Source organism: Lysinibacillus sp. CTST325 (assembly GCF_054665055.1).
In genome coordinates this window covers 84,266-105,090 of sequence record NZ_BAAFHO010000018.1, presented here as the reverse complement: position 1 = coordinate 105,090, position 20,825 = coordinate 84,266, and the positions used below count along the sequence as shown (strand labels likewise).

Below are 20,825 nucleotides of genomic sequence, written 5' to 3'. Positions count from 1 at the left end.
CCGACAATAGTCTAGTGATGATGGCAAAGAGGTCACACCCGTTCCCATACCGAACACGGAAGTTAAGCTCTTTAGCGCCGATGGTAGTTGGGGGCTTCCCCCTGTGAGAGTAGGACGTCGCTAGGCAATCTAAAGTCTGAGATTTCTCAGGCTTTTTTATATTTTAGGCTGTCTTATACAATAAATGTATAGGACAGCCTTTTATTTTCAATCAGCAATGTTTTCTTTGCGAAAGCGAAGCGACAGCAACAAATGTTTTCTGTGCGAAAGCGAAGCGACAGCAACAACAATTATGCAAGGCAAAATCTAAAATTCAAGGGCGTTTCGAAGATTATTTAAATAAGATTGGCTAACGGGTAGTTCACTGCCATCCTTTAAAGTGACAATAAAATTAGAAGTAAGATCACGAGCCATTTTTTTTATGAAATGAATATTAACAATATAAGACCTGTGAATGCGAATAAAAGATGATGGTAGACGCATTTGAAGTTCTTTAAGAGTAATACTTGTTTTAAATTGTTCCCCCTCCACGTAAAACCACGTTTTTTTCTGCAGGCTTTCAATATGAGAGATTTTTTCAATTGCAACAGGATTCCATTCCTCTTCTTGCTTTCCAGTTAAAAATTGAAATGGCTCCAATTTCTTTTCGGTAAACGTTGAAGGTAATACTACAACAAGTGCTGCAGGCACATCTAATATGTTTATAGGATAACCTATCCCATAATACGGTATTTCGAAAAAGGAATTATCTAAAACGGCATCTGTTCGTTTCCTTGTGCGTAGTACTTGCTCAGCAATGCTACCAGACTGTACTTGTTGACCTATTTCCAAGTTAATATTTTGATGTCCAGAATGAAAATAGATATAGGAGTTTTCAGCAGCAATTGCAATGGATGAATTGGCTGGAACCCAGTCGTTTAACATTGAAATAAACTGTTGCGATATATCTTTTGGCAAAGAATTAAACTCATTATTCATTGTGAATATCCCCCTTGTTTGTAAACAGTTTACCAAATTTCGTCGCCCAAAAAAGCAGTTTTATCATTAAAATTTGGTATTTTATCTAAAAATAATGAAAATTCAGATGCACTGTTATATATTAATTTATAACAAATAAACCTGTTATGGAACAGCAAATTAAAAGTTTTTTAACAGAGTATATTGTATACAAAGGGGAAGGTGGAATTTTAATATGTCAACACGTCAAGAAAAAATCCAAGCATTAGAAAAACAATGGGCAGAGAATCCTCGTTGGGCTGGTATTGAACGCGCATATTCAGCTGAAGAGGTTATTAAGCTACAGGGTTCTGTAGTACTTGAACAAACTTTAGCGACTAAAGGTGCGGCTCGACTTTGGAACTCTTTACACGAAGAACCGTTCATTAATGCATTAGGTGCATTGACTGGTAATCAAGCTGTACAGCAAGTAAAAGCAGGATTAAAAGCAATCTACTTATCAGGCTGGCAAGTAGCTGCTGATGCTAACCTTTCTGGTCAAATGTACCCTGACCAATCCTTATATCCAGCAAACTCTGTTCCAGCAGTAGTTAAGCGTATTAACCAAGCTTTACAACGTGCAGACCAAATCGATCATGCTGAAGGACGTGTAGATCAATTTGATTGGTTCGCTCCGATCGTAGCAGATGCTGAGGCTGGCTTCGGTGGTCCTCTAAACGTATTTGAGCTTGTAAAAGGAATGATTGAAGCTGGAGCTGCTGGTGTTCACTTAGAAGACCAATTAGCTTCTGAGAAAAAGTGTGGTCACTTAGGTGGTAAAGTATTACTTCCAACACAAAATGCCGTTCGTAACTTAATTGCTGCTCGTCTTGCAACAGATGTAATGGGTGTTGATACAATTTTAATCGCTCGTACAGATGCTGATGCTGCTGATATGGTAACATCTGATATCGATCCACGTGATGCTGAGTTTATTACTGGTGAACGTACTCCAGAAGGCTTCTTCCGTACAAAACCAGGTATCAAACAAGCGATTGCTCGTGGTTTAGCTTACGCGCCATATGCAGATTTGATCTGGTGTGAAACTTCTAAACCGTCTCTTGAGGAAGCTCGTGAATTTGCGGCAGCTATTCATGCTGAATTCCCAGGTAAATTACTAGCATACAACTGCTCACCTTCTTTCAACTGGAAAGCAAATCTATCGGAAGAAGAAATCGCAGAATATCAACGCGAGTTAGGTAAATTGGGATATAAATTCCAATTCGTAACATTGGCTGGTTTCCACGCATTAAACCACTCTATGTTTGAGCTTGCACATGATTATAAAGATAATGGTATGGCTGCATACTCTAAGCTACAACAAGCTGAGTTTGCATCAGAATCAAAAGGCTACACAGCTACACGCCATCAACGTGAAGTAGGTACTGGTTACTTTGATGATGTATCTCAAGTTATCTCTGGTGGTACTTCTTCTACAACAGCTATGGCTGGTTCTACAGAGACTGAACAATTCGTTTAAGTTTCATAGAGTACGCGTATTCCTAAATTCATAATCATAGATTAGTCTCCTCCGCTCCTCCTAAAGCGGGGGATGACTACTTAAATTCGCAAAGGTGGGGGAAACAACGGATGGAACAAGCAATAACAGGTAAGCTTAAAATTGTTGGGGAACAAAACGAGCAAACAAAAGAAATTTTAACACCAGAAGCCCTTGAGTTTGTTCTTGCCCTGCACGAAAAATTTGATGCTCGTCGAAAAGAGCTGTTAGAGGCTCGCCAAGAGCGTCAAAAGCGCCTTGATGCAGGTGAGAAACTCGACTTCTTACCAGACACAAAGCATATCCGTGAGGGAGATTGGACAATTGCACCACTTCCAGCAGATTTGCAAGATCGTCGTGTAGAAATTACAGGACCTGTTGACCGGAAAATGGTTATTAATGCATTAAATTCTGGTGCAAGAATGTTTATGGCTTGCTTTGAGGATGCATCTGCTCCGACATGGGAAAACATGATTGGTGGTCAAATTAATATGCGTGATGCTATTAATAAGACAATTGAATTTACACAAGCATCTAATGGTAAAACGTATAAATTAAACGAAAACACAGCTGTGTTATTAGTTCGTCCACGTGGTCTTCATTTGCTTGAAAAGCATGTACTAGTGGATGGTGAACCGATCTCTGGTAGTTTCTTTGATTTCGGTCTGTATTTATTCCACAATGCTAAAAATGCATTGGCGCAAGGTACGGGACCTTATTTCTACCTACCGAAGCTTGAAAGCCATTTGGAGGCACGTTTATGGAATGATGTCTTTGTGTTTGCACAAGATTATATCGGAATTCCACAAGGGACAATTAAAGCTACTGTATTAATTGAAACCATTTTAGCAGCATTTGAAATGGATGAAATTTTATATGAACTACGTGAACATTCAGCTGGTCTGAACTGTGGACGCTGGGATTACATTTTCAGCTATATCAAACGTCTGCGCAATCAACCTGATGTAATTTTACCGGACCGTGGGCAAGTAACAATGACTGTACCATTCATGAAGGCATATACGTCTTTATGTATTCAAACATGTCATAAACGTAATGCTCCTGCGATGGGCGGTATGGCAGCGCAAATCCCTGTTAAAGGGGATGACGATGCGAATGCTGTAGCGTTTGCAAAGGTTGCAGAAGATAAACGTCGCGAGGCAACAGATGGCCACGATGGTACTTGGGTAGCGCATCCGGGTATGGTTGCAACGGCAATGGAACAGTTTGACGCGATTATGACGACACCAAACCAAATCCATAAAAAGCGTGAGGATGTAAATGTTATAGCGGAAGATTTAGTAGCTGTACCAGAAGGTACAATTACACTTGAAGGTCTTCGCATTAACTGTAGTGTAGGGGTTCAGTACATTGCTTCTTGGCTACGAGGCAACGGGGCTGCACCGATTAACAACTTAATGGAGGATGCTGCAACTGCAGAAATCTCTCGTACACAAGTATGGCAATGGATTCGTCATCCAAAAGGTGTCTTGGATGATGGCCGTGGTATTACATTGGCCTTTGTACTAGATATCTTGGAGGAAGAGCTTGTGAAAATTAAAGAGGCTGTTGGGGAACAAGCCTATATCAGTAGCCGCTATGAAGAAGCTGCTGAGCTGTTTAAATCTTTAATTGAACAAGACGAATTTGTGGAATTCTTGACGCTTCCAGGTTACGAAAAATTAGCTTAACTAGCTGTCAGCAATCGCTGAAAGAAGGTTAAAGCCTCCGAACGCTATTATCCGAGGCATAATTGATTTGAGATACGAATCTACTAAACGAACATATCCTAACTTTCCTAAATTGTTGTGGACTGAACTCGAATGGAGTCCACCTTATTCCACTATTGTAACGGGCGGGGTCTGTTCCCCCGTTCCTTACTAAAAAATGAACACGGTTAAAAAAAGGGGTCATGAATAAAGGGATTTAAAAGGGTAAAGGATGTCTTACGAGCTTAGATGGGGAGCTTGTAAGGCATTTTTTTTATCTTCTAAACATTGTAAGGGGATGTCTCGAATTAATCATGAGACATTTCTATTTTTGATTGTTCAATTGGTCTCATTTTTATGCACAAAGACTAATTATTTTGTTATATTAGCTATATAACAATTTTGGAGATGATAGTAATGTTTATTCAAATAGAGCCACAATCTGATGTCCCCATCTATGAACAGATAACACGGCAAATTATTGAAGGTATTGCAAGAGGAGAAATGAAACCAGGAGATACTCTACCATCTGTACGTAGTTTAGCGGCTGATCTGGGCGTAAATATGCATACGGTTAATAAAAGCTATCATGAGCTAGAGGAAAAGGGGATCATTACTATTAGAGCCAAATCAGGTGCTATTATTCGTTCAACAGAGGAACGAGCGTTAACTCCTGAACAATTACAACAAATTGAAAAAAACTTAAAGCCTGTTGTGGTAGAAGGAATGGTGCTCGGCGCAACAGCTGAGCAAATCGAGCACATGATAAAAAAGGTATTTTCTGATTTGCAAATACCTGCAGAAGGGGTGTAGCAAATGCTACTTTTCGTTTTCTTAACTGTCTACCTCTTAACATTAGCTCTACAAGTATTTGTTCCATATATAGTACGTGAGACAATCATTTTTGGCGTTACTGTACCTGAACAAAATGTAAAACATCTTGCATTACGTAATATGAAAAAGTATTATGCTCAAATCGTTGGAATATCTGGTGTCATGTTATTAATAATGATGATCGTTAGCTATTATTACTTTGCACAATCTGAATTTATGCAAACTATTTTACTGCTTGGATGCTTATTTGCAATGCTTGCAGTCAGTATGACATTATATTGGATAAACCATCAAAAAGTTTTAAAACTTAAAAAGGGAGAGCAATGGGGCTTAAATATAAAACAAGTGCGTGCAGTTGACTTAACGGCACGTAGTCGTGATGAAATACTTCCGTGGCCATTTTATGTAATCCCTTTTGGTGTTACGGTGTTTCTAATAATCTTTACATTCCGCCATTATGATCAAATACCAGATCACATTGCTGTACACTGGGGACCTAGCGGTGAAGCGGATTCTTGGAGAAGCAAAACATATTTTACTGCGGTTTCACTGCCGCTTGTTATGTTGATGATGCAATGTATGATGTGGGGAATTGTAGATTCTATAAAGCGTTCAGCAATCAAGTTGGCTGTAAATCGTAAAGAAGAATCATTGGAAGATCAGCTAAAAAGTCGAAAGTATATGAGCTGGGGCATTATGTTATTAAGCTATGCCTTTACAGTATTATTTACAGTATTACAGCTAAGCAACATCTATCCTTCAATGACTACAGGAAAACGTCTACTACCGGTATTTATTTTGTTCTTATTGCTTGTTCTGAGCTCAGTCCTTGTTTACGCATGGAAAAAACGCAAGCTGAGAGTGAACTATGGGGATGAAGTCGTTTCAGAAGTAATGGATGTTGATGAGGATCGCTATTGGAAGGGTGGATTAATTTATGTGAATCGTCAAGATCCTTCCGTTTTTGTAGAGAAACGCTTTGGGGTAGGTTGGACGATGAATTTTGCAAATCCTCGAGGCTATATTGTAATCGGTTTGCCGTTACTTATATTGCTGTTTATTTCTTTCTTTTCGTTATAATATAAATGAAAGTTGTTATGAAAAAAATTAGCTACACTGCTGCTTGGACTGCGAGCAACGCAATGCTTGCAGATTGTTCGCGGAATGGAGCGGATTTTTTGTTACAGGAAACAAGTTGGATGGAGGTAAACCTGAATGAAAATTCTCGTTGTAGATGATGATGTACATATTTTACAGCTAGTGAATATTTATCTGACAAGAGAGGGCTATCAGGTGATACAGGCGGAAAACGGACAACAGGCCCTTAAATTACTTGAAGGAAACTCGCCTGATTTGGCTGTTGTAGATGTTATGATGCCGGGAATGGATGGTTATACATTAACCGAAACATTGAGCCAGGATTATGATATTCCTGTATTGTTATTAACAGCAAAAGGTGAGCTTGAGGACAAGGAACGAGGGTTTTTGGCAGGCTCAGACGACTATGTTGTGAAGCCTTTTGAACCTAAAGAATTGCTGTTTCGCATAGCCGCGATATTGCGTAGATTTGATAAGAAAAATCAGGTAACCATCAAGGTGGGTAGGCTCGTTATAGATCGTCGAAGCTTTGAGGTTGTCATTGGGGAAGATACACTTGTTCTGCCTTTAAAGGAATTTGAACTATTGGCATTACTAGCATCCCGCCCGAATCAGGTATTTACACGTAGTTTTATTATGGAGCAAGTGTGGGGCTATGACTACGATGGAGATGAGCAGACTTTAAATACACATGTGAAGCGGATTCGTGAGCGTCTGTATCGTTATGAATCAGGTGTTGAGATTACAACGGTGCGTGGCGTTGGCTATAAGCTTGAGGTTATTGCATGATGAAAACGTTATATAGCAAATTTGTTGTCACGACGATGCTCGTTATGATCGGTAGCTTGTGTATCGGCTTTTTAGCGACAAATACTTATTATCATCAAGTTGTGAAGGAAAAAAATGATGCTAAAAATGTGAAGATTGCGCAGGATATTGCGAAATACATTGAGTCGTCAAAGCCTGACGATTTAGATAATTATTTAACGACTCTTGGTGAAATAGGTTATCAAATTTATGCAACAACTGGTAACGAAGGACATTTCTTTGGCGGTGAGTATCGAGATAAAACACTACCGTCTAATACAGTCAAGCATGTTTTAAACGGGGGAATTTATCATGGTATGCGTGATTTTCCAAAAGAGACTTTTGTGACAGGCTTTTTTGCGAATGAGTTAATTAATACGATAGGTGTGCCATTCACTTATGAAAATAAGCAGTATGCACTGTTCATTAGACCTGATATTCGCTTGTTGTTTTCTGAGGTGCATACGATACTTGGAGGACTAATTCTTGTGATGACAGTACTTAGTCTATTGGGAATGCTACTTTTTGCTAAGGCACTAATTCGCCCTATCACACAGCTAACGGAGGCAACACATCAGCTTGCACATGAAAAATTCGATACGCTACTGGACATAGATCGAGCGGATGAGATTGGACAATTAGCGCTTAGTTTTAATGTCATGACAGAAAAATTACAGGAAAATGATCGAATACGTAAAGAATTTATAAGTAATGTATCTCATGATTTTCAGTCGCCATTGTTGAATATTCAAGGCTATGTAGATTTACTAAAGAATCCCTTGCTGACCGACAAGGAAAGGCAGGAATATACAACGATTATTGAGCTAGAAACGAAGCGTATGTCGACATTAACTAAACAATTACTTTTACTAACGTCACTCGATCAATCTACAAGGTTGTTAAAGCGTGAATCTTATCGTTTAGATGAGCAATTAAAGGAAACAGTAAGAAAATACCGCTGGCAGCTTGAAGAAGCAAATGTACAATTATCGTATCAACTTGAACCAGTGACATATGATGGTGATGCTGGGCTATTACAAAATGTGTGGGATAATTTATTGACGAATGCCATTAAATATAATGTCGTAGGTGGAGAGATTCATATTCACTTGCAAGAATCCTCAACCTCAGTTGAAGTGCTTATTGAGGATAGTGGCATAGGAATGACTGCCGAACAACAACAAAAGGTATTTGATCGCTTTTATCGAGTAGATGCGTCCAGAACAAAACAAGGTACTGGGCTAGGACTAGCCATCGTAAAGCAAATTGCTGAGTTACATGGAGGAAATGTTCATATGGACAGTGTTATGAATTCCGGTACAAAGGTCCGTGTCCACTTACCTAAACTGTAATGAGGAGTTCATGTAAAGTTCATGTTCACAAGATAAACTGCTAACTAAGTTGAAAAAACTTAGGGGGGTTATCGTTTGGAACAAAAATGGAGTATACGTCTTATTCGTCTTGCTGCGATTTTTGCCTTATTAGGTACGTATCTAGGCTCACATATGTCTGGCTCAGGTAGTTATGAATATAGACCGATACATGCACATATTTTGCTCGTAGGTTGGTTAAGTATGTTTGCATGGGGTATTTTCTATCGTGCCTTTAAAGTGAAATCACAAAAATTAGTGGCAGCACATGGTTGGTCCGCCATTCTCGGCGTCTTTGGCTTAACACTAGGCATGTGGTTCTACAATTTAAATCCATTTAGTTTTAGCAGAATATTTACAACGGTTTTCTTTATCGTAGGTGGAACAACACTATTAATTAGCTTTGCTTTATTCATCGTTGCAACATTTATGGTAGATCAAAAAGAAGAAATGAAAAACTAATCAACATACCGTGTCACTGTCTTTAATAAGAGGTGACATGGTATTTTTTATGAAGAACAGTTTTGTTTTGCTCGTTATCAAAAGTTGGAAATTGATTGGGGTGGGGACTTAGCGATAAAATAAAGTAAAAGGATTCACACACAGTTTTGTATGTGAATCTTTTAATCAACCCCACGCTATGCTAACGAGTCCTTTATTTTATATTTTCAAGAGACTTCTTAAGCCATTTTGTTGCCTCAGTATAATCCTGTGCAACACCGTGTCCTTTTTTGTAAAGCATACCAAGCTGGAATTGTGCTTTTTGATGCCCTTGATTGGCAGCCAGCCGATACAGCTGGGCAGCCTTCGCAAAATCTTTCGGTACCCCTTGCCCATGACTGTGCATTTGAGCTAATTGATATTGTGCTTTGGCATGTCCCTTAGTGGCAGCTTGTTCAATCCATTTTGCAGCCTCAGTATAATCCTGTTTGACACCTTTGCCCTTATCAAATAAATTACCGAGTTGATATTGAGCACCTGAATGTCCTTGGATGGCTGCTAGTCGATAGCAGCGTCGTGCTTCTTCTAAGTCCTGCTCGATCCCCAATCCATGCTCATATAATAAACCTAATTGATATTCAGACTGAATATGGGACTGATCAGTAGCGGTCCTCCACCATTTTATTGCTTCATCATAATTCAATTCAGCTTCATATAATAATCCGAGCTCGTACTGAGCATCAGCATAACCCTTTTCAGCAGCAGCTTTGAAGTAAGGGAGTGCCTTTTCAGGTTGCTGGAGGTGGTATACATAAATACGTCCAAGCTCAAAGCCCGCACTTATATGTCCATTGTCAGCGGCTAGCTGTAACCATGTCTCAGCTAAAGTTATATCGTTTTCTTTAACATAGAGCACACCGAGACAGTATTGGGCATTCAAGTGTCCTTTATGTGCTGCGAGCTTAAACCATTTTATAGCCTCTAGGTGATCTTGAGGAATACCTTGTCCAGTGTTATATAGCATAGCCAATTGAAATTCTGCATTTGTATGGTCTTGAAGTGCAGCTAAATGGAACCATTGCGCAGCTTCTTCAAAATTTTGTGAGATGCCACGACCTTTAAGGTACATATAACCAAGATTATACTGAGCACTTGCATCACCAGCCAATGCAGCCATTTCAAAATAGGTTATAGCTTCCTCATAGCTTTGCTCGACACCAGTTCCATTGTGATAAAGGAATCCAAGATTATTTTGAGCGCTTGTATTCCCTTGATTGGCTGCTAACATGTACCATTTTGCTGCCTCGGCAAAGTTTAGTGGCATACCGAGTCCTTGATTGTATAGGACTCCTAGATTGTACTGTGCATCTGCGTTATCTAAATCTGCAGCAGCTTTATAATAATGAGCGGCTTCCTCATAATTTTGTACAACACCATGACCTAAATGATAGAGTACGCCTAAGCTATAAAGTGCGTTTGCATCTTTTTGCGCAGCGGCGCGTTCATACCACATTTTTGCGATTGCATAATCTTTCTTAACACCACGCCCTTGATTATAAAGAGCCCCTAAATTATATTGAGCACTTGCATTCCCTTGTTTCGCGGCAAGCTCAAACCAGTCTGCTGCGGTTTTGTAGGCCTCAGTTGATTGGTCATCTTGAAGTAGCGTATTTATATCAAAAGCTGAAGTTATATCTTTAAGGCTGGAGCCTCTGCGTACCAATTTTGCCTTTAAGGTACGGTCATAGCGTTCAATAAACCACTCTACAATATCACTTATATAATCAAGAACAATTTTTGCTGCCTTTGTCTCTACAACTTCACTACTATTACTAGAAGTCATTTTGCTTACAAGATTCATTAATAAATAAATACGACGTGGATGAATTTTTGCAACAAAGCTACGATTATTGAGTAATGATCGAATATTTTTTAGCTTCGGTTCGGTATGCATTTCCAGCTTATAAAGTTCATATAGAATTTCCTCTAGTACAAGGAGTGATTTTTGTAGAGATATAGCTGGTTTTGCGATGGCGAGCGAGCTAGCATCCTGTAAATTATTAGCCAATTTAACCAAGTATAAAGTTTTTAATTTTGTACATTGATCTTGGAGAATTTCATATTGTATGACGATAGAACTCACCACTTTCATAACATTATTCTTTTTCTGCTCATCACGAAATCTGGATGTTTAATTTGTTAAAACGTATACCGTGTATATTAGTTGATTGAAGTGGAGACTGGGCGACTCCTTGTGGATTAGCGATAGAGGAACGAAGGCTAAAACCATCACGTCCTGTGATAACGCCTTCGTGACCAACATCATGTTGGCCCAAGCAGCTCATCGGACGCCCCCAGGAAGCTTTGCTCTGTGCGAAAGCGAAGCGACAGCAACAACAAAGCACCCAGTCGGAACGGAAATCAACCATACGCTACGAAGATATCCTCTTTTTTCATATATCGGGAAAATACCGTTATTGTTGAATTGTCCTCGATACATGATACTATTTGTTATAAGGAGATTCGTTGAAGTTCCAGTAACGATTACTAGCGAGTGCATATGTCAAAGTTTCATGTTATCCGGGGGATAGAAATGATGAAAAATATTGCGGCAATTATACCAGCCTATAATCCACAACAGTCACTTATAACCTATGTCCATCAATTATTAGCCACCACCATTAACCAAGTTATTATTGTCAATGATGGCAGCGATCAAAAATATGTACGTGTATTTGAAGAGTTGAAAAAGATTGACTGCTGTCGAGTGCTAGAGCATGACAACAATATTGGTAAGGGTGGCGCACTAAAAACAGCCTTTGCCTATGTAAGGGCGCAAAGGGGTATGTTTCAAGGTGTTATTACAGTAGGTGCACATAGCCAACATACTTTACAAGATGTAAAGCTAGTTTTAACAATGACAAAGGTATTTTCTGAAGGAATTGTGTTAGGAGTACGTAACTTCCATTCCTCAGACAGCACGTTTTTATCATATTGGGGTAATCGAACAACAAGTTTGTTTTTTGAAATCCTTTATCATAGAAAACTAATGGATACACAAACAGGTTTACGGTTTATTTCTATAAAGGAGCTACCATGGTTAATAAAAGTAAAAGGTGAACGATATGACTACGACACAAATATGTTAGTTACTGCACTTAAAAGAAAGTGTCCAATTTTTGAAGTAGAGATAGGTCAGCTACGAATAAAGAAAAATTCAGTGATACATTATGATGAAATAACAAATGCAGGATCAATTATTTCTAAAATGCTTATGAATTATTTAAAACCAAAGAAAAAATAGTTACAGCTAGGATAAAGAATAATAATTACTCAAGAACGTAGCGAGTATGGAAAGAAGGAGCAATGATGATGGAATATTCAGATCAAGTGAAAAATCGTGTGAAACGGATGGAAGGTCAGCTACGTGGAATTTTGAAAATGATGGAAGAAGAAAAGGACTGTAAGGCAGTCATTACTCAATTATCGGCAGTACGCTCAGCGGTAGATCGTACAGTTGGTGTCATTGTTAGTACGAATCTTTTAGAATGTGTACAAAATGCTGAAGGTGATGGCGAGAAAATGAATGAAGCTATTCAAGAAGCAGTCAATTTAGTAGTGAAAAGTCGTTGAATAAAGAGAAGCCTACCCTAAAAAAAGATCATTAATATATAGAAAACTCACTCAAAATGGAGTGAGTTTTTATTTTTTTACAAAAATATAGTTTAATTCGATACTTATATTTTATTTAAGGGAGTTTATACCTATATGTTAAGTGTTGTGTATATAGTTAAAAGTCATGGATAGTGAACTTGTCGGATAGATTTGTAGTTCCTTTCTCTGTTATTCTAATTACAAGAATATAACAAATGGAAGGTGATTTATTGTGAAGAAATGGTTGATAAGCGGAGCAGCATTACTGATGTTAAGTCCAACAGCAGCATATGCTCAAAATGCAGACGCTCGCTCAGTAAATACTTCCTCTGTGTTTGCTTATAATGTAGTAGCTGATACAAAAGTAACGACTTGGGATCAATTCACAACAGAAATCGTAAAGCAATTAAATAATTTCGCTCCCGAAATTAAAATTACATATAGTGGATCAATGACCGATTTTAAAAAGAAATTTATGGAGTCCTTTGAAAAAGCACAGGAGCAAGCGGTCTATGCGAGTGGTCATATGGAAAGTACTTCTATTTCTGCAGACTCAACGGGCAATGTGACATTTAAAGTGAAATATTTGACAAACCAAACGCAAGAAGCGGCCGTACAAAAAAAGGTAGATCAAATATTAAAAACGATTATTAAGCCTTCAATGAAAACAGAATTCGAAAAAGTAAAAGCGATTAATGATTATATAGTGTCAAATACAACATATGGTACTAAAACAAAGGCTAGTCCCCATAGTGCTTATGCATTGTTAATGGAAGGACAAGCTGTATGTCAGGGCTACGCGTTAACAGCCTATAAAATGTTAGAACAAGCTGGATTCGATGTAAAATATGTTGTTGGTACTGTTAATGGTAACGAGGCACATGCATGGAATTTAGTGAAGGTTGAAGGTGAATGGTATCATTTAGATACGACATGGAATGATCCATTACCAAATCGTTTCGGTGCTTCTTCGTACGATTATTTTTTAGTAACGGATGCACAGCTAAAGAAAGATCATAAATGGGTAGCATCAAATTATCCTGCTGCAACAAGTACAAAATATAGCTATATGCAAAATGTTCATTTTGCCTATCAGGTTAATAATACACTGTACTTTAGCAATACGGCAGATAAAGATAAATTGTATACGCTTGATTTAGCAAGTGGTAAGAAAACAATAGTTATTGATAAACGCGCCTTGTATATTACAGGAGCGGATAACTTTTTATATTTCAGTGATTACAGTAACAGTGGCTACTTAACAAAATTAAATCTTAAAACATTGAAAACTGAGGTGCTCGCGAAGCAAGTAGTTTCTGATTTAAGAATTAATGATAACTATTTAGTTTATAATGTTAATGGCAAAGAACAGAAGCTTAAAATAAAATAAACTTCAAATATTCTTATCTACTTATAAAATGAAAGCACAAAAGGACTTCCAAGTGAGTCCTTTGTGCTTTTTTTGTATATAATGAAAACAGGAAAACGGTTGGAGGTGAGGATTTTGTGGAAAAAATTAGCCATTATCGTAATTTTAATTATTTTTATTGACCCTATTTATACGGCTGGTAAAGCAGTTGTACAACAAGTAATAACTTGGGCAAATAATGATGAAATAGAAACGATGCTTCTTTCAACAAAGGACAAAATCATAGATGTTACTGCTAAACTTTCAGAGAATACCTCCATTGAAACGGCCACACCTATAGAAGAAAAGCCAGAAGAAGGAGGAGCCGTTACAGCTCCTGTAGCCAAAAAACCTGAAGCAAAGTTAGTTGTAACAAATGCAAAGGAAATGGCTGATGCGATGTATGCGTACTATAGTAGTTTTTCACCTGCGTTTGAGATTCAATATAAAGGCGATACACAACGAATTGAAAAGCTAGTGGAAGAAGCCTATGAAAAGGCTATAAAACGAGATGATTATGTATATGGACATATTAGTAAGCATTCAATTCGTTTTGAATATGGAAGAAAAACAGCCAAAATCTTTGGAGAGCAAAGTTATTTAATGACTCCAGAACAGGCAGCATTCGTTGAAATGAATGTGCAAGAGATTGTAGCCTCTATCAATAAGAAATCATTAAGTGATGTAGAGAAGGTTAGGGCTGTTAATGATTATATCGTTGCCAATACCGCCTATACGGATCAAACGAATTCAAGTCCACATAGCGCTTATACAGTGCTTGCAGAACATGGTGGCGTTTGTCAGGGCTATGCGTTGCTGGCTCATTCGATGTTACAAAAGCTAGGTATAGAAACAAAATATATCGTAGGCTATGTCGGACAGGAAGGACATGCTTGGAATTTAGTAAAGCTGGATGGTCAATGGTATCACCTCGATACTACATGGAATGACCCGGTGCCTGATCGTAAAGGAGCGGTGCGCTATCAATACTTTTTAGTGGATGATCGAACGATGGCAAAGGATCATACGTGGATTGCTAAAGACTACCCGAAAGCAACGAGTGCAATGTATAGCTACTTTCATAATGTAGATTTCGCTACACAAGTAGGGCAACAAATATTTTATAGTAATGTTGCTGATGATAATAAGTTGTACGTGCTTGATTTACAAACAGGTAAATCGAAACGCGTCTCTAAATCACGTGCACAGTACATCGTTTATGCAGATGGCTGGCTATATTTTAGTAATTATTCACACGGAGCGTATTTAACAAAGATTCGCCCGGATGGAAGCGGAGAAACAGTATTAAATAGGGAAGAAACGAAGGATTTATTTGTGCAGGACAACTATTTGTATTTCACAACAAATGAGCTGAAAAAAATGGCACTTTAACGTTATCAATGAAAACGATATGAGTGACATTCCAGAAGGTAAATACTATGTGTAGTGGTTGATTGGAGTGGAGACTGGGCGACTCCTTGGGGATTAGCGATAGAGGAACGAAGGCTAAAACCATCACGTCCTGTGATAACGCCTTCGTGACCAACATCGTGTTGGCCCAAGCGGCTCATCGGACGCCCCCAGGAAAGCGCTCAGTCGGAACGGAAATCAACCCCACGTTTTGCAGAGTGGCTAGTTTTTCAACAACATGAAGAGCCTATGACATTACAAACTGTCATAGGCTTTTTTTGTTCGCTTTATAAGATAATGGATAGGTTGATGCTGACACAGAGAAACTTCAATTTGCGGATACATCGATTTCATTTCCTGTGAAAATGTTTTGAAAATTAATGGATTATGCTTAACGGCACCACCATTACAATAAAGGCTGAATGCATCGCCCTTATAGTCAATTTTTTTCAACACAGCGCATGCAAGGAGTACTAATTCGTGAGCAGCACGCATTGATATTTGAATGGCACATGAATCCTTTTTGGTCACGGCATCTGCCAAAAATGCACCCATTTTTGCAAGCTGCGCGTTCGTGTAGGATGGACAAAACAGCCATGAAGCTAGCTCTGTAACATCTTGGATCCGTAAGTAATCATAGACAGTACTTTTTAATAGGGTCGGCTCACCACGCCCGTCTTCCATCCGGAAAATGGCGCGTATAACCTCTTGTCCTAACCAATAGCCACTGCCTTCATCTCCTGCACGATGCCCCCAACCACCTGCACGTACTATTTGTGTACCATCATATGCGTACGCAATGGCTCCTGTTCCAGCAATGAGTAATGCGCCTGCCTGTCCAGCAGTAACACCAAGTAAAGTGGCTTGTGCGTCATTTTCTATAATAAGCGTATCTATCTTTAGCTGTAATGTAGATAGTGCACTATGAACGATTGCTGATACAGCTTCGTGATCTTTGGGAGAATCAATCCCAGCCATTGCAAAGGTAGCAACGGCAATATGTGAGTCCTCTTGCTGTTGTAAAAAGTCCTGCACATTTAATAATAATGCTAGCAATATTTCTGTAGCAGATGCAGCACCGATTGCTTGATAATTCGAGCCACTTGTTGATGTTGTATATTTTATTTCACCAGACTCGGCATGTACGAGCGCACATGCCGTTTTTGTAGCACCACCGTCAATAATAAGTAGCCATTCCATCATTGATTCCATTCCTCGATTATTACTGTTAATTGTTTTTCTGCCTCAACAATCATAGACTCTTTCAAGCTAACCCACTCTTTAAGGTTTTGAGAATTTGCCTTGGAGCGTTCAAGAGATTCTTTCATCGTTACGGGCGCTGGACCACCAAGTAATGTACGTACACCAACGAAAGTTTCTGGTTTTAATGTGCTATAAAAATCTTCCTCAGAAATTTTTAATGGTTTACCAGTAATTAATTTAGCTTGTGTATTGGCAAGACCCCATGTAAGACTTGCTAGAGATTCCTCCCCATGAGAGAGCAATACTTTAATACATTTACTAACAATACTATGTGCTTGGCGGAAGGAAATTCCTTCAGAGCGCACAAACGTATCGGCGAGCTCTGTAACATTGGCAAAGCTATTTTCTGCTCGATTTCTTAGTTTTTTCTTGTTTACATCCATCGTGACAACAAGCGAACCAAATAGTTTGTAAATACCTATTAAACGGTCGATGGCGCGCCATAAATATGGTTGCATATCATCCTCTGTGTCTACGATATCTCCAAAAGGTGTATTATGTACCATTTGTAATACTGTACTAGCATCACCAACAACCGCTGATAGTAATGAACGTGTATGCTCGATCGAAACAGGATTGCGCTTTTGTGGCATGATAGAGCTAACTTGCACGTACGGGCTTGCCAGCGTAAATGCATTGAACTCCTGTGTAGCCCATAGTAAGAAATCTTGGGATGTGCGGCCAAGATTAAGTGCTGCAAGTTGCACGATACTCGCTGCCTCTGCAATATAATCTGCTCCAGCAACAGCATCCCACGCATTTTCGATAATATCATCGAATGCCAATAACTCACGCATGCGCTCTCGATTAATATTGAAGCCTGTTGTCGTTAATGCCGCAGCCCCCATACTACTGCGATTCACCGTTTTATAGACATGCTGTAAACGTTCAAAGTCTCGTTCAAGTTGATCGATGACAGCTTTCAAATAATGAGCAAAGGTTGTTGGCTGAGCCTGCTGCGTATGTGTATAGCCAATCATAATCGTATCAACGTGCTCCTCAGCAGCTGCGATTAAATCATCCCGTAAAGTCAGTAATTCTTGCATAAGCAACAACAATTTTTTTCTTAAAGTCATGCGATAGATGGCAATGCCCATATCATTACGACTCCTACCAATGTGAAGATTCCCTGCAACATCACCAGCAAGCTCTATTAATTTATTTTCGATGCGGAAAAACAAATCCTCATATCGCGGGCTGTAATCCTCTATACGATAATAGTTCAAGTCTAGTTTTTTTAAAGCAGCACCAATTTCTTTAGCTTCTTCTTTTTTAACTAAACCCTGTTCTTCTAACATTTTTAAGTGTGCAATATTGATTTGCAACATAATTGTTAAAAAGTTTTTCTTGGCTTCATCGTAAGCCGGCTGCAAGACAATTTTTCGATAAATATTAGAAGGGAAGATCATCCCATCTTCTCGCTGGGTTTTGTTGCGGAAATCTTCAAACATAGTTATTGCCTCCTAGTAGATTAGCAGTTATATGGCCGAACCAGCACTGCCTTTAGATAACTTCTCGGAAATAATAAGTACAATTAAAATTAAACAAATTTGTAAGACACCATATGCACAAGCAGTTCCAAATTTAAAGGAATATAATTTTTGGAATATCGCCACTGATAATGGGATTGTTGACGTACTGTAAAGAAGAATAGACGCTACGAATTCGCCAAAGCTTTGAACAAGTGCAAGTAATGTCCCTGCTAAAATGCCGGTAAATGTAAGTGGCAGTACAATACGTCTAAATGAATACCACCATGTTGCCCCTAAACTTCGCGATGCTTCTTCGATAGATTGATCTAATTGCACAAGTGATGCCGAGGTAGATCGGAAAACAAGAGGTAAATGTCTAATAAAATAAGCTAACGGCAAAATCCAGAACGTCCCGATAAGAACCTGATTAAAGGAGAAAATATTTTCCGTACTAAAAGCTGCGATTAAATTGACAGCTACAACCGTTCCCGGCAATGCCCAAGGAACCATGATTAAAATATCGAGTAATGTTTTACCTTTAAAATTTAACCGTACCATAGCATAAGCTGCTGCAACACCGAAAATGATATTGCCTAGTGTGGCAATAATCCCCATTCGAACAGAATTCCAAATCGGTCGCCACGTCCGTTCATCTGTAAAAAGAGCGTGATAATGATCCAATGTATAGTCTGTTGGGAGAATTTGCGTTTTCCATGCACCATCAACGGAAAATGAAATTAATATAAGCACTAATATCGGCAAAATTAAAATTAATGTACCTATGAAAGACGCAATAGTCGCCATAACTTTCATGCCTCTTGAAGACACTTCAGATCGATGAACACTAATACCTTTGCTGAGATTTTGGTAATTTCGGCGGTTTTGATACCAGCGCATAATAATTAAAAAGGTAATGGACACAAAGGATAAAATCATAGATTGTGTCGCTGCCATATCTAAATTCCCATTCGTACGTGATAAATAGATTTGCATCGTCATCGTGCGTTCAACACCGAACATTAAAGGTGCAGTGTAGGATGCCATAGAAATCATAAATACGAGTAAGGATGAGGCAACAATCGAGGGTGTTAACATGGGCAAAATAACCTTTGTCCATACTCGAACACGCCCGGCACCTAAGCTAGTTGCGGCTTCTTCTAAGGCTGGGTCAAGACCTTTTATAGCTGCTGAGGCGGTTAAGTAGAAGTAAGTGTACATAGTGAATGTATGTACTACGATAACCCCCCATATGCCTTTTAATGAAAACGGAACTTGCTCTAAACCGAATAGGTGCTGAAACGCACGTGGGAAAATTCCACTTTCTCCATACAAAAATGTAAAGGACAGCACACCTACTAGCGGCGGAAGGGCCATAGGTACCAATACTAAAACAGAGAGTATCCGTCTGCCTGGGAAATCATAGCGTTCCAGCAAAAATGCCATAGTTACACCGACGATTGCACAGCAAATAACACTGATAACGGATATATAAATACTAGTCCATAATGCTTCTATATTTGCTGGGCTAGCTATACTAAAGAAATTTTTATAATTAGATAGCGCATTATCACCAGAAAAGCTTTCTGTAAAAGTTTGATAGAACGGGTATACTACATAGGCAAACAACACTAAAAATAAAGGTGCAACTAAAATATAGACAAACCAATTTGACCTAGTTAGCCGTGTCCATGCATTTCCTTCAGAAGGATTGAGGTGTGTTTTTTCCATGTTGTTACCCTCCTATTCTCCCAAAAAATACAGTGAATCTTGGGCTATATTTAAGGTGATGTCTTCGCCAATTTTTTTCAATTGACCGTTCATATTGATAATCATTACTTTTAGTGAAAAATCTAGACATTCCACAATATAGTTCACACTAATTCCCGTAAATTCAACAAAAGTGATTTTACCTGTTAAGGTGTTTTCACCAGTACCTTGATTAATGGATTCAGGGCGAATAGAAATAAACACTTTGTCTCCAATCATATGCGTTAAAGTGGGGGAGCTTTGTTGCTTTCGCCCAGTCAGAACAAGTCCACTTGCTGTTTTTACTTGTACATCGTCACCATTAACAGCATCAATTGTCGCCTCAATTAAGTTTGTCTCACCAATGAAATCTGCTACGAAGCGGTTTGAAGGTCGATTATAAATTTCTTGTGGAGTACCGATTTGTCTGACGTTCCCATTTTCCATGACCATTATCCGATCTGACATGGACATAGCTTCCATTTGATCATGCGTAACATAGATGGTTGTAACACCGAGCTCGGATTGAATACGTTTTATTTCAATGCGCGTTTCTTCGCGTAATTTAGCATCTAAATTCGACAATGGCTCGTCTAACAATAAAATATCAGGCTCTATCACAAGTGCTCTTGCCAATGCAACCCGTTGCTGCTGCCCACCAGATAATTCATTAATTTTCCGATTACCATATTGCGATAAATGAACGAGCCCTCTAATACGGTCAACCTTTTGTTTGATCTCCGACTTCGAAAATTTTCGTACTTGTAATCCAAAGGCGATATTTTCATCTACCGTCATATGTGGAAAGAGAGCATAATTTTGAAACACCATACCGATATTCCGTTTATTAGGTTGAAGCCTTGTCACATCAAAATCATCAAAAAGAATTTTCCCTTCTGTTGGGTAATAAAAGCCGGCTATCATCCTTAGTGTAGTCGTTTTCCCACAACCACTTGGGCCGAGGAAGGTGAAAAATTCACCAGCTTTAATATGAAGATCTAAATCTTTTACGCCATGAATGTGACCGAATTTCTTAGAGACATTTTTTATTTTGACACTTTTCAACTGAAATGCTCCTTTCTCGTTAGAAAATTAGTTACATGAAGCCTCGAGCAAAAA

At 38.7% G+C, this 20,825-nt stretch carries 19 protein-coding genes and 1 rRNA gene; 12 read left to right on the top strand and 8 right to left on the bottom strand.

Annotated elements, in window-relative coordinates; translation table 11 throughout:
* Nucleotides 1-10: 10 nt before the first annotated feature.
* Nucleotides 11-126 (top strand): 5S ribosomal RNA (gene rrf, locus ACYQ73_RS25435).
* 180 nt (nucleotides 127-306) lie between these two features.
* Here the strand turns inward: rrf and ACYQ73_RS25430 are convergent.
* On the bottom strand, nucleotides 307-978 hold the full coding sequence (locus ACYQ73_RS25430; protein ID WP_460014999.1) for a LytTR family DNA-binding domain-containing protein: 672 nt from the start codon (nucleotides 976-978) through the stop codon (nucleotides 307-309).
* Nucleotides 979-1,192: 214 nt separating this feature from the next.
* On the opposite strand from ACYQ73_RS25430, the gene aceA reads away from it, so the two are divergent.
* The 7 genes from aceA to ACYQ73_RS25395 all read left to right on the top strand — a co-directional run bounded on the left by aceA (nucleotide 1,193) and on the right by ACYQ73_RS25395 (nucleotide 8,774).
* The gene (gene aceA / locus ACYQ73_RS25425) at nucleotides 1,193-2,476 is read left to right on the top strand and encodes an isocitrate lyase (protein ID WP_460014998.1); all 1,284 of its coding nucleotides are present in this window, start codon (nucleotides 1,193-1,195) and stop codon (nucleotides 2,474-2,476) included.
* 110 nt (nucleotides 2,477-2,586) lie between these two features.
* Nucleotides 2,587-4,185, top strand: coding sequence for a malate synthase A (aceB, locus tag ACYQ73_RS25420; protein WP_460014997.1), 1,599 nt, complete (start codon nucleotides 2,587-2,589; stop codon nucleotides 4,183-4,185).
* Nucleotides 4,186-4,620: 435 nt separating this feature from the next.
* Nucleotides 4,621-5,016: a GntR family transcriptional regulator gene (locus tag ACYQ73_RS25415; protein ID WP_460014996.1), complete on the top strand. Its 396-nt coding sequence runs from the start codon at nucleotides 4,621-4,623 to the stop codon at nucleotides 5,014-5,016.
* Between the two features lie 3 nt (nucleotides 5,017-5,019).
* Entirely contained in the window at nucleotides 5,020-6,117 is a 1,098-nt protein-coding gene (locus ACYQ73_RS25410) for a DUF1648 domain-containing protein (protein ID WP_460014995.1), read from the top strand.
* Between the two features lie 135 nt (nucleotides 6,118-6,252).
* Nucleotides 6,253-6,924, top strand: a complete 672-nt coding sequence (locus ACYQ73_RS25405; protein ID WP_460014994.1) for a response regulator transcription factor — start codon at nucleotides 6,253-6,255, stop codon at nucleotides 6,922-6,924.
* Entirely contained in the window at nucleotides 6,924-8,294 is a 1,371-nt protein-coding gene (locus ACYQ73_RS25400) for a sensor histidine kinase (RefSeq protein ID WP_460015004.1), read from the top strand. Before ACYQ73_RS25405 ends, ACYQ73_RS25400 begins: the two co-directional genes overlap by 1 nt.
* A 75-nt stretch (nucleotides 8,295-8,369) precedes the next feature.
* Nucleotides 8,370-8,774, top strand: coding sequence for a hypothetical protein (locus ACYQ73_RS25395; protein WP_460014993.1), 405 nt, complete (start codon nucleotides 8,370-8,372; stop codon nucleotides 8,772-8,774).
* Nucleotides 8,775-8,967: 193 nt separating this feature from the next.
* On the opposite strand, the gene ACYQ73_RS25390 is transcribed toward ACYQ73_RS25395, so the two are convergent.
* Entirely contained in the window at nucleotides 8,968-10,821 is a 1,854-nt protein-coding gene (locus tag ACYQ73_RS25390; protein ID WP_460014992.1) for a tetratricopeptide repeat protein, read from the bottom strand.
* Between the two features lie 106 nt (nucleotides 10,822-10,927).
* Nucleotides 10,928-11,098 (bottom strand): hypothetical protein, encoded by a 171-nt coding sequence (locus ACYQ73_RS25385; RefSeq protein WP_460014991.1) that lies wholly within the window; start codon nucleotides 11,096-11,098, stop codon nucleotides 10,928-10,930.
* Nucleotides 11,099-11,346: 248 nt separating this feature from the next.
* On the opposite strand from ACYQ73_RS25385, the gene ACYQ73_RS25380 reads away from it, so the two are divergent.
* The 4 genes from ACYQ73_RS25380 to ACYQ73_RS25365 all read left to right on the top strand — a co-directional run bounded on the left by ACYQ73_RS25380 (nucleotide 11,347) and on the right by ACYQ73_RS25365 (nucleotide 15,207).
* Nucleotides 11,347-12,057, top strand: a complete 711-nt coding sequence (locus tag ACYQ73_RS25380; RefSeq protein ID WP_460014990.1) for a glycosyltransferase family 2 protein — start codon at nucleotides 11,347-11,349, stop codon at nucleotides 12,055-12,057.
* Nucleotides 12,058-12,125: 68 nt separating this feature from the next.
* Nucleotides 12,126-12,386 (top strand): metal-sensitive transcriptional regulator, encoded by a 261-nt coding sequence (locus tag ACYQ73_RS25375; protein ID WP_004233098.1) that lies wholly within the window; start codon nucleotides 12,126-12,128, stop codon nucleotides 12,384-12,386.
* 253 nt (nucleotides 12,387-12,639) lie between these two features.
* On the top strand, nucleotides 12,640-13,797 hold the full coding sequence (locus ACYQ73_RS25370) for a transglutaminase domain-containing protein (protein WP_460014989.1): 1,158 nt from the start codon (nucleotides 12,640-12,642) through the stop codon (nucleotides 13,795-13,797).
* A 114-nt stretch (nucleotides 13,798-13,911) separates the two neighbouring features.
* Nucleotides 13,912-15,207 carry a transglutaminase domain-containing protein gene (locus ACYQ73_RS25365; RefSeq protein WP_460014988.1) on the top strand — a complete coding sequence of 432 codons (1,296 nt, stop codon included), beginning with the start codon at nucleotides 13,912-13,914 and terminating at the stop codon, nucleotides 15,205-15,207.
* A gap of 5 nt (nucleotides 15,208-15,212) precedes the next feature.
* On the opposite strand, the gene ACYQ73_RS25360 is transcribed toward ACYQ73_RS25365, so the two are convergent.
* The 5 genes from ACYQ73_RS25360 to ACYQ73_RS25340 all read right to left on the bottom strand — a co-directional run bounded on the left by ACYQ73_RS25360 (nucleotide 15,213) and on the right by ACYQ73_RS25340 (nucleotide 20,771).
* Nucleotides 15,213-15,386, bottom strand: coding sequence for a hypothetical protein (locus ACYQ73_RS25360; protein ID WP_460014987.1), 174 nt, complete (start codon nucleotides 15,384-15,386; stop codon nucleotides 15,213-15,215).
* A 94-nt stretch (nucleotides 15,387-15,480) separates the two neighbouring features.
* Complete coding sequence (locus ACYQ73_RS25355; RefSeq protein ID WP_460014986.1) at nucleotides 15,481-16,428, bottom strand: N-acetylglucosamine kinase; 948 nt, start codon at nucleotides 16,426-16,428, stop codon at nucleotides 15,481-15,483.
* Complete coding sequence (argH, locus tag ACYQ73_RS25350) at nucleotides 16,425-17,939, bottom strand: argininosuccinate lyase (protein ID WP_460014985.1); 1,515 nt, start codon at nucleotides 17,937-17,939, stop codon at nucleotides 16,425-16,427. Before argH ends, ACYQ73_RS25355 begins: the two co-directional genes overlap by 4 nt.
* A gap of 27 nt (nucleotides 17,940-17,966) precedes the next feature.
* A complete protein-coding gene (locus ACYQ73_RS25345) occupies nucleotides 17,967-19,688 on the bottom strand; it encodes an ABC transporter permease (protein WP_460014984.1) in 1,722 nt (573 codons plus the stop codon).
* A 12-nt stretch (nucleotides 19,689-19,700) separates the two neighbouring features.
* Nucleotides 19,701-20,771 (bottom strand): ABC transporter ATP-binding protein, encoded by a 1,071-nt coding sequence (locus ACYQ73_RS25340; protein WP_460014983.1) that lies wholly within the window; start codon nucleotides 20,769-20,771, stop codon nucleotides 19,701-19,703.
* Nucleotides 20,772-20,825 lie beyond the last annotated feature (54 nt).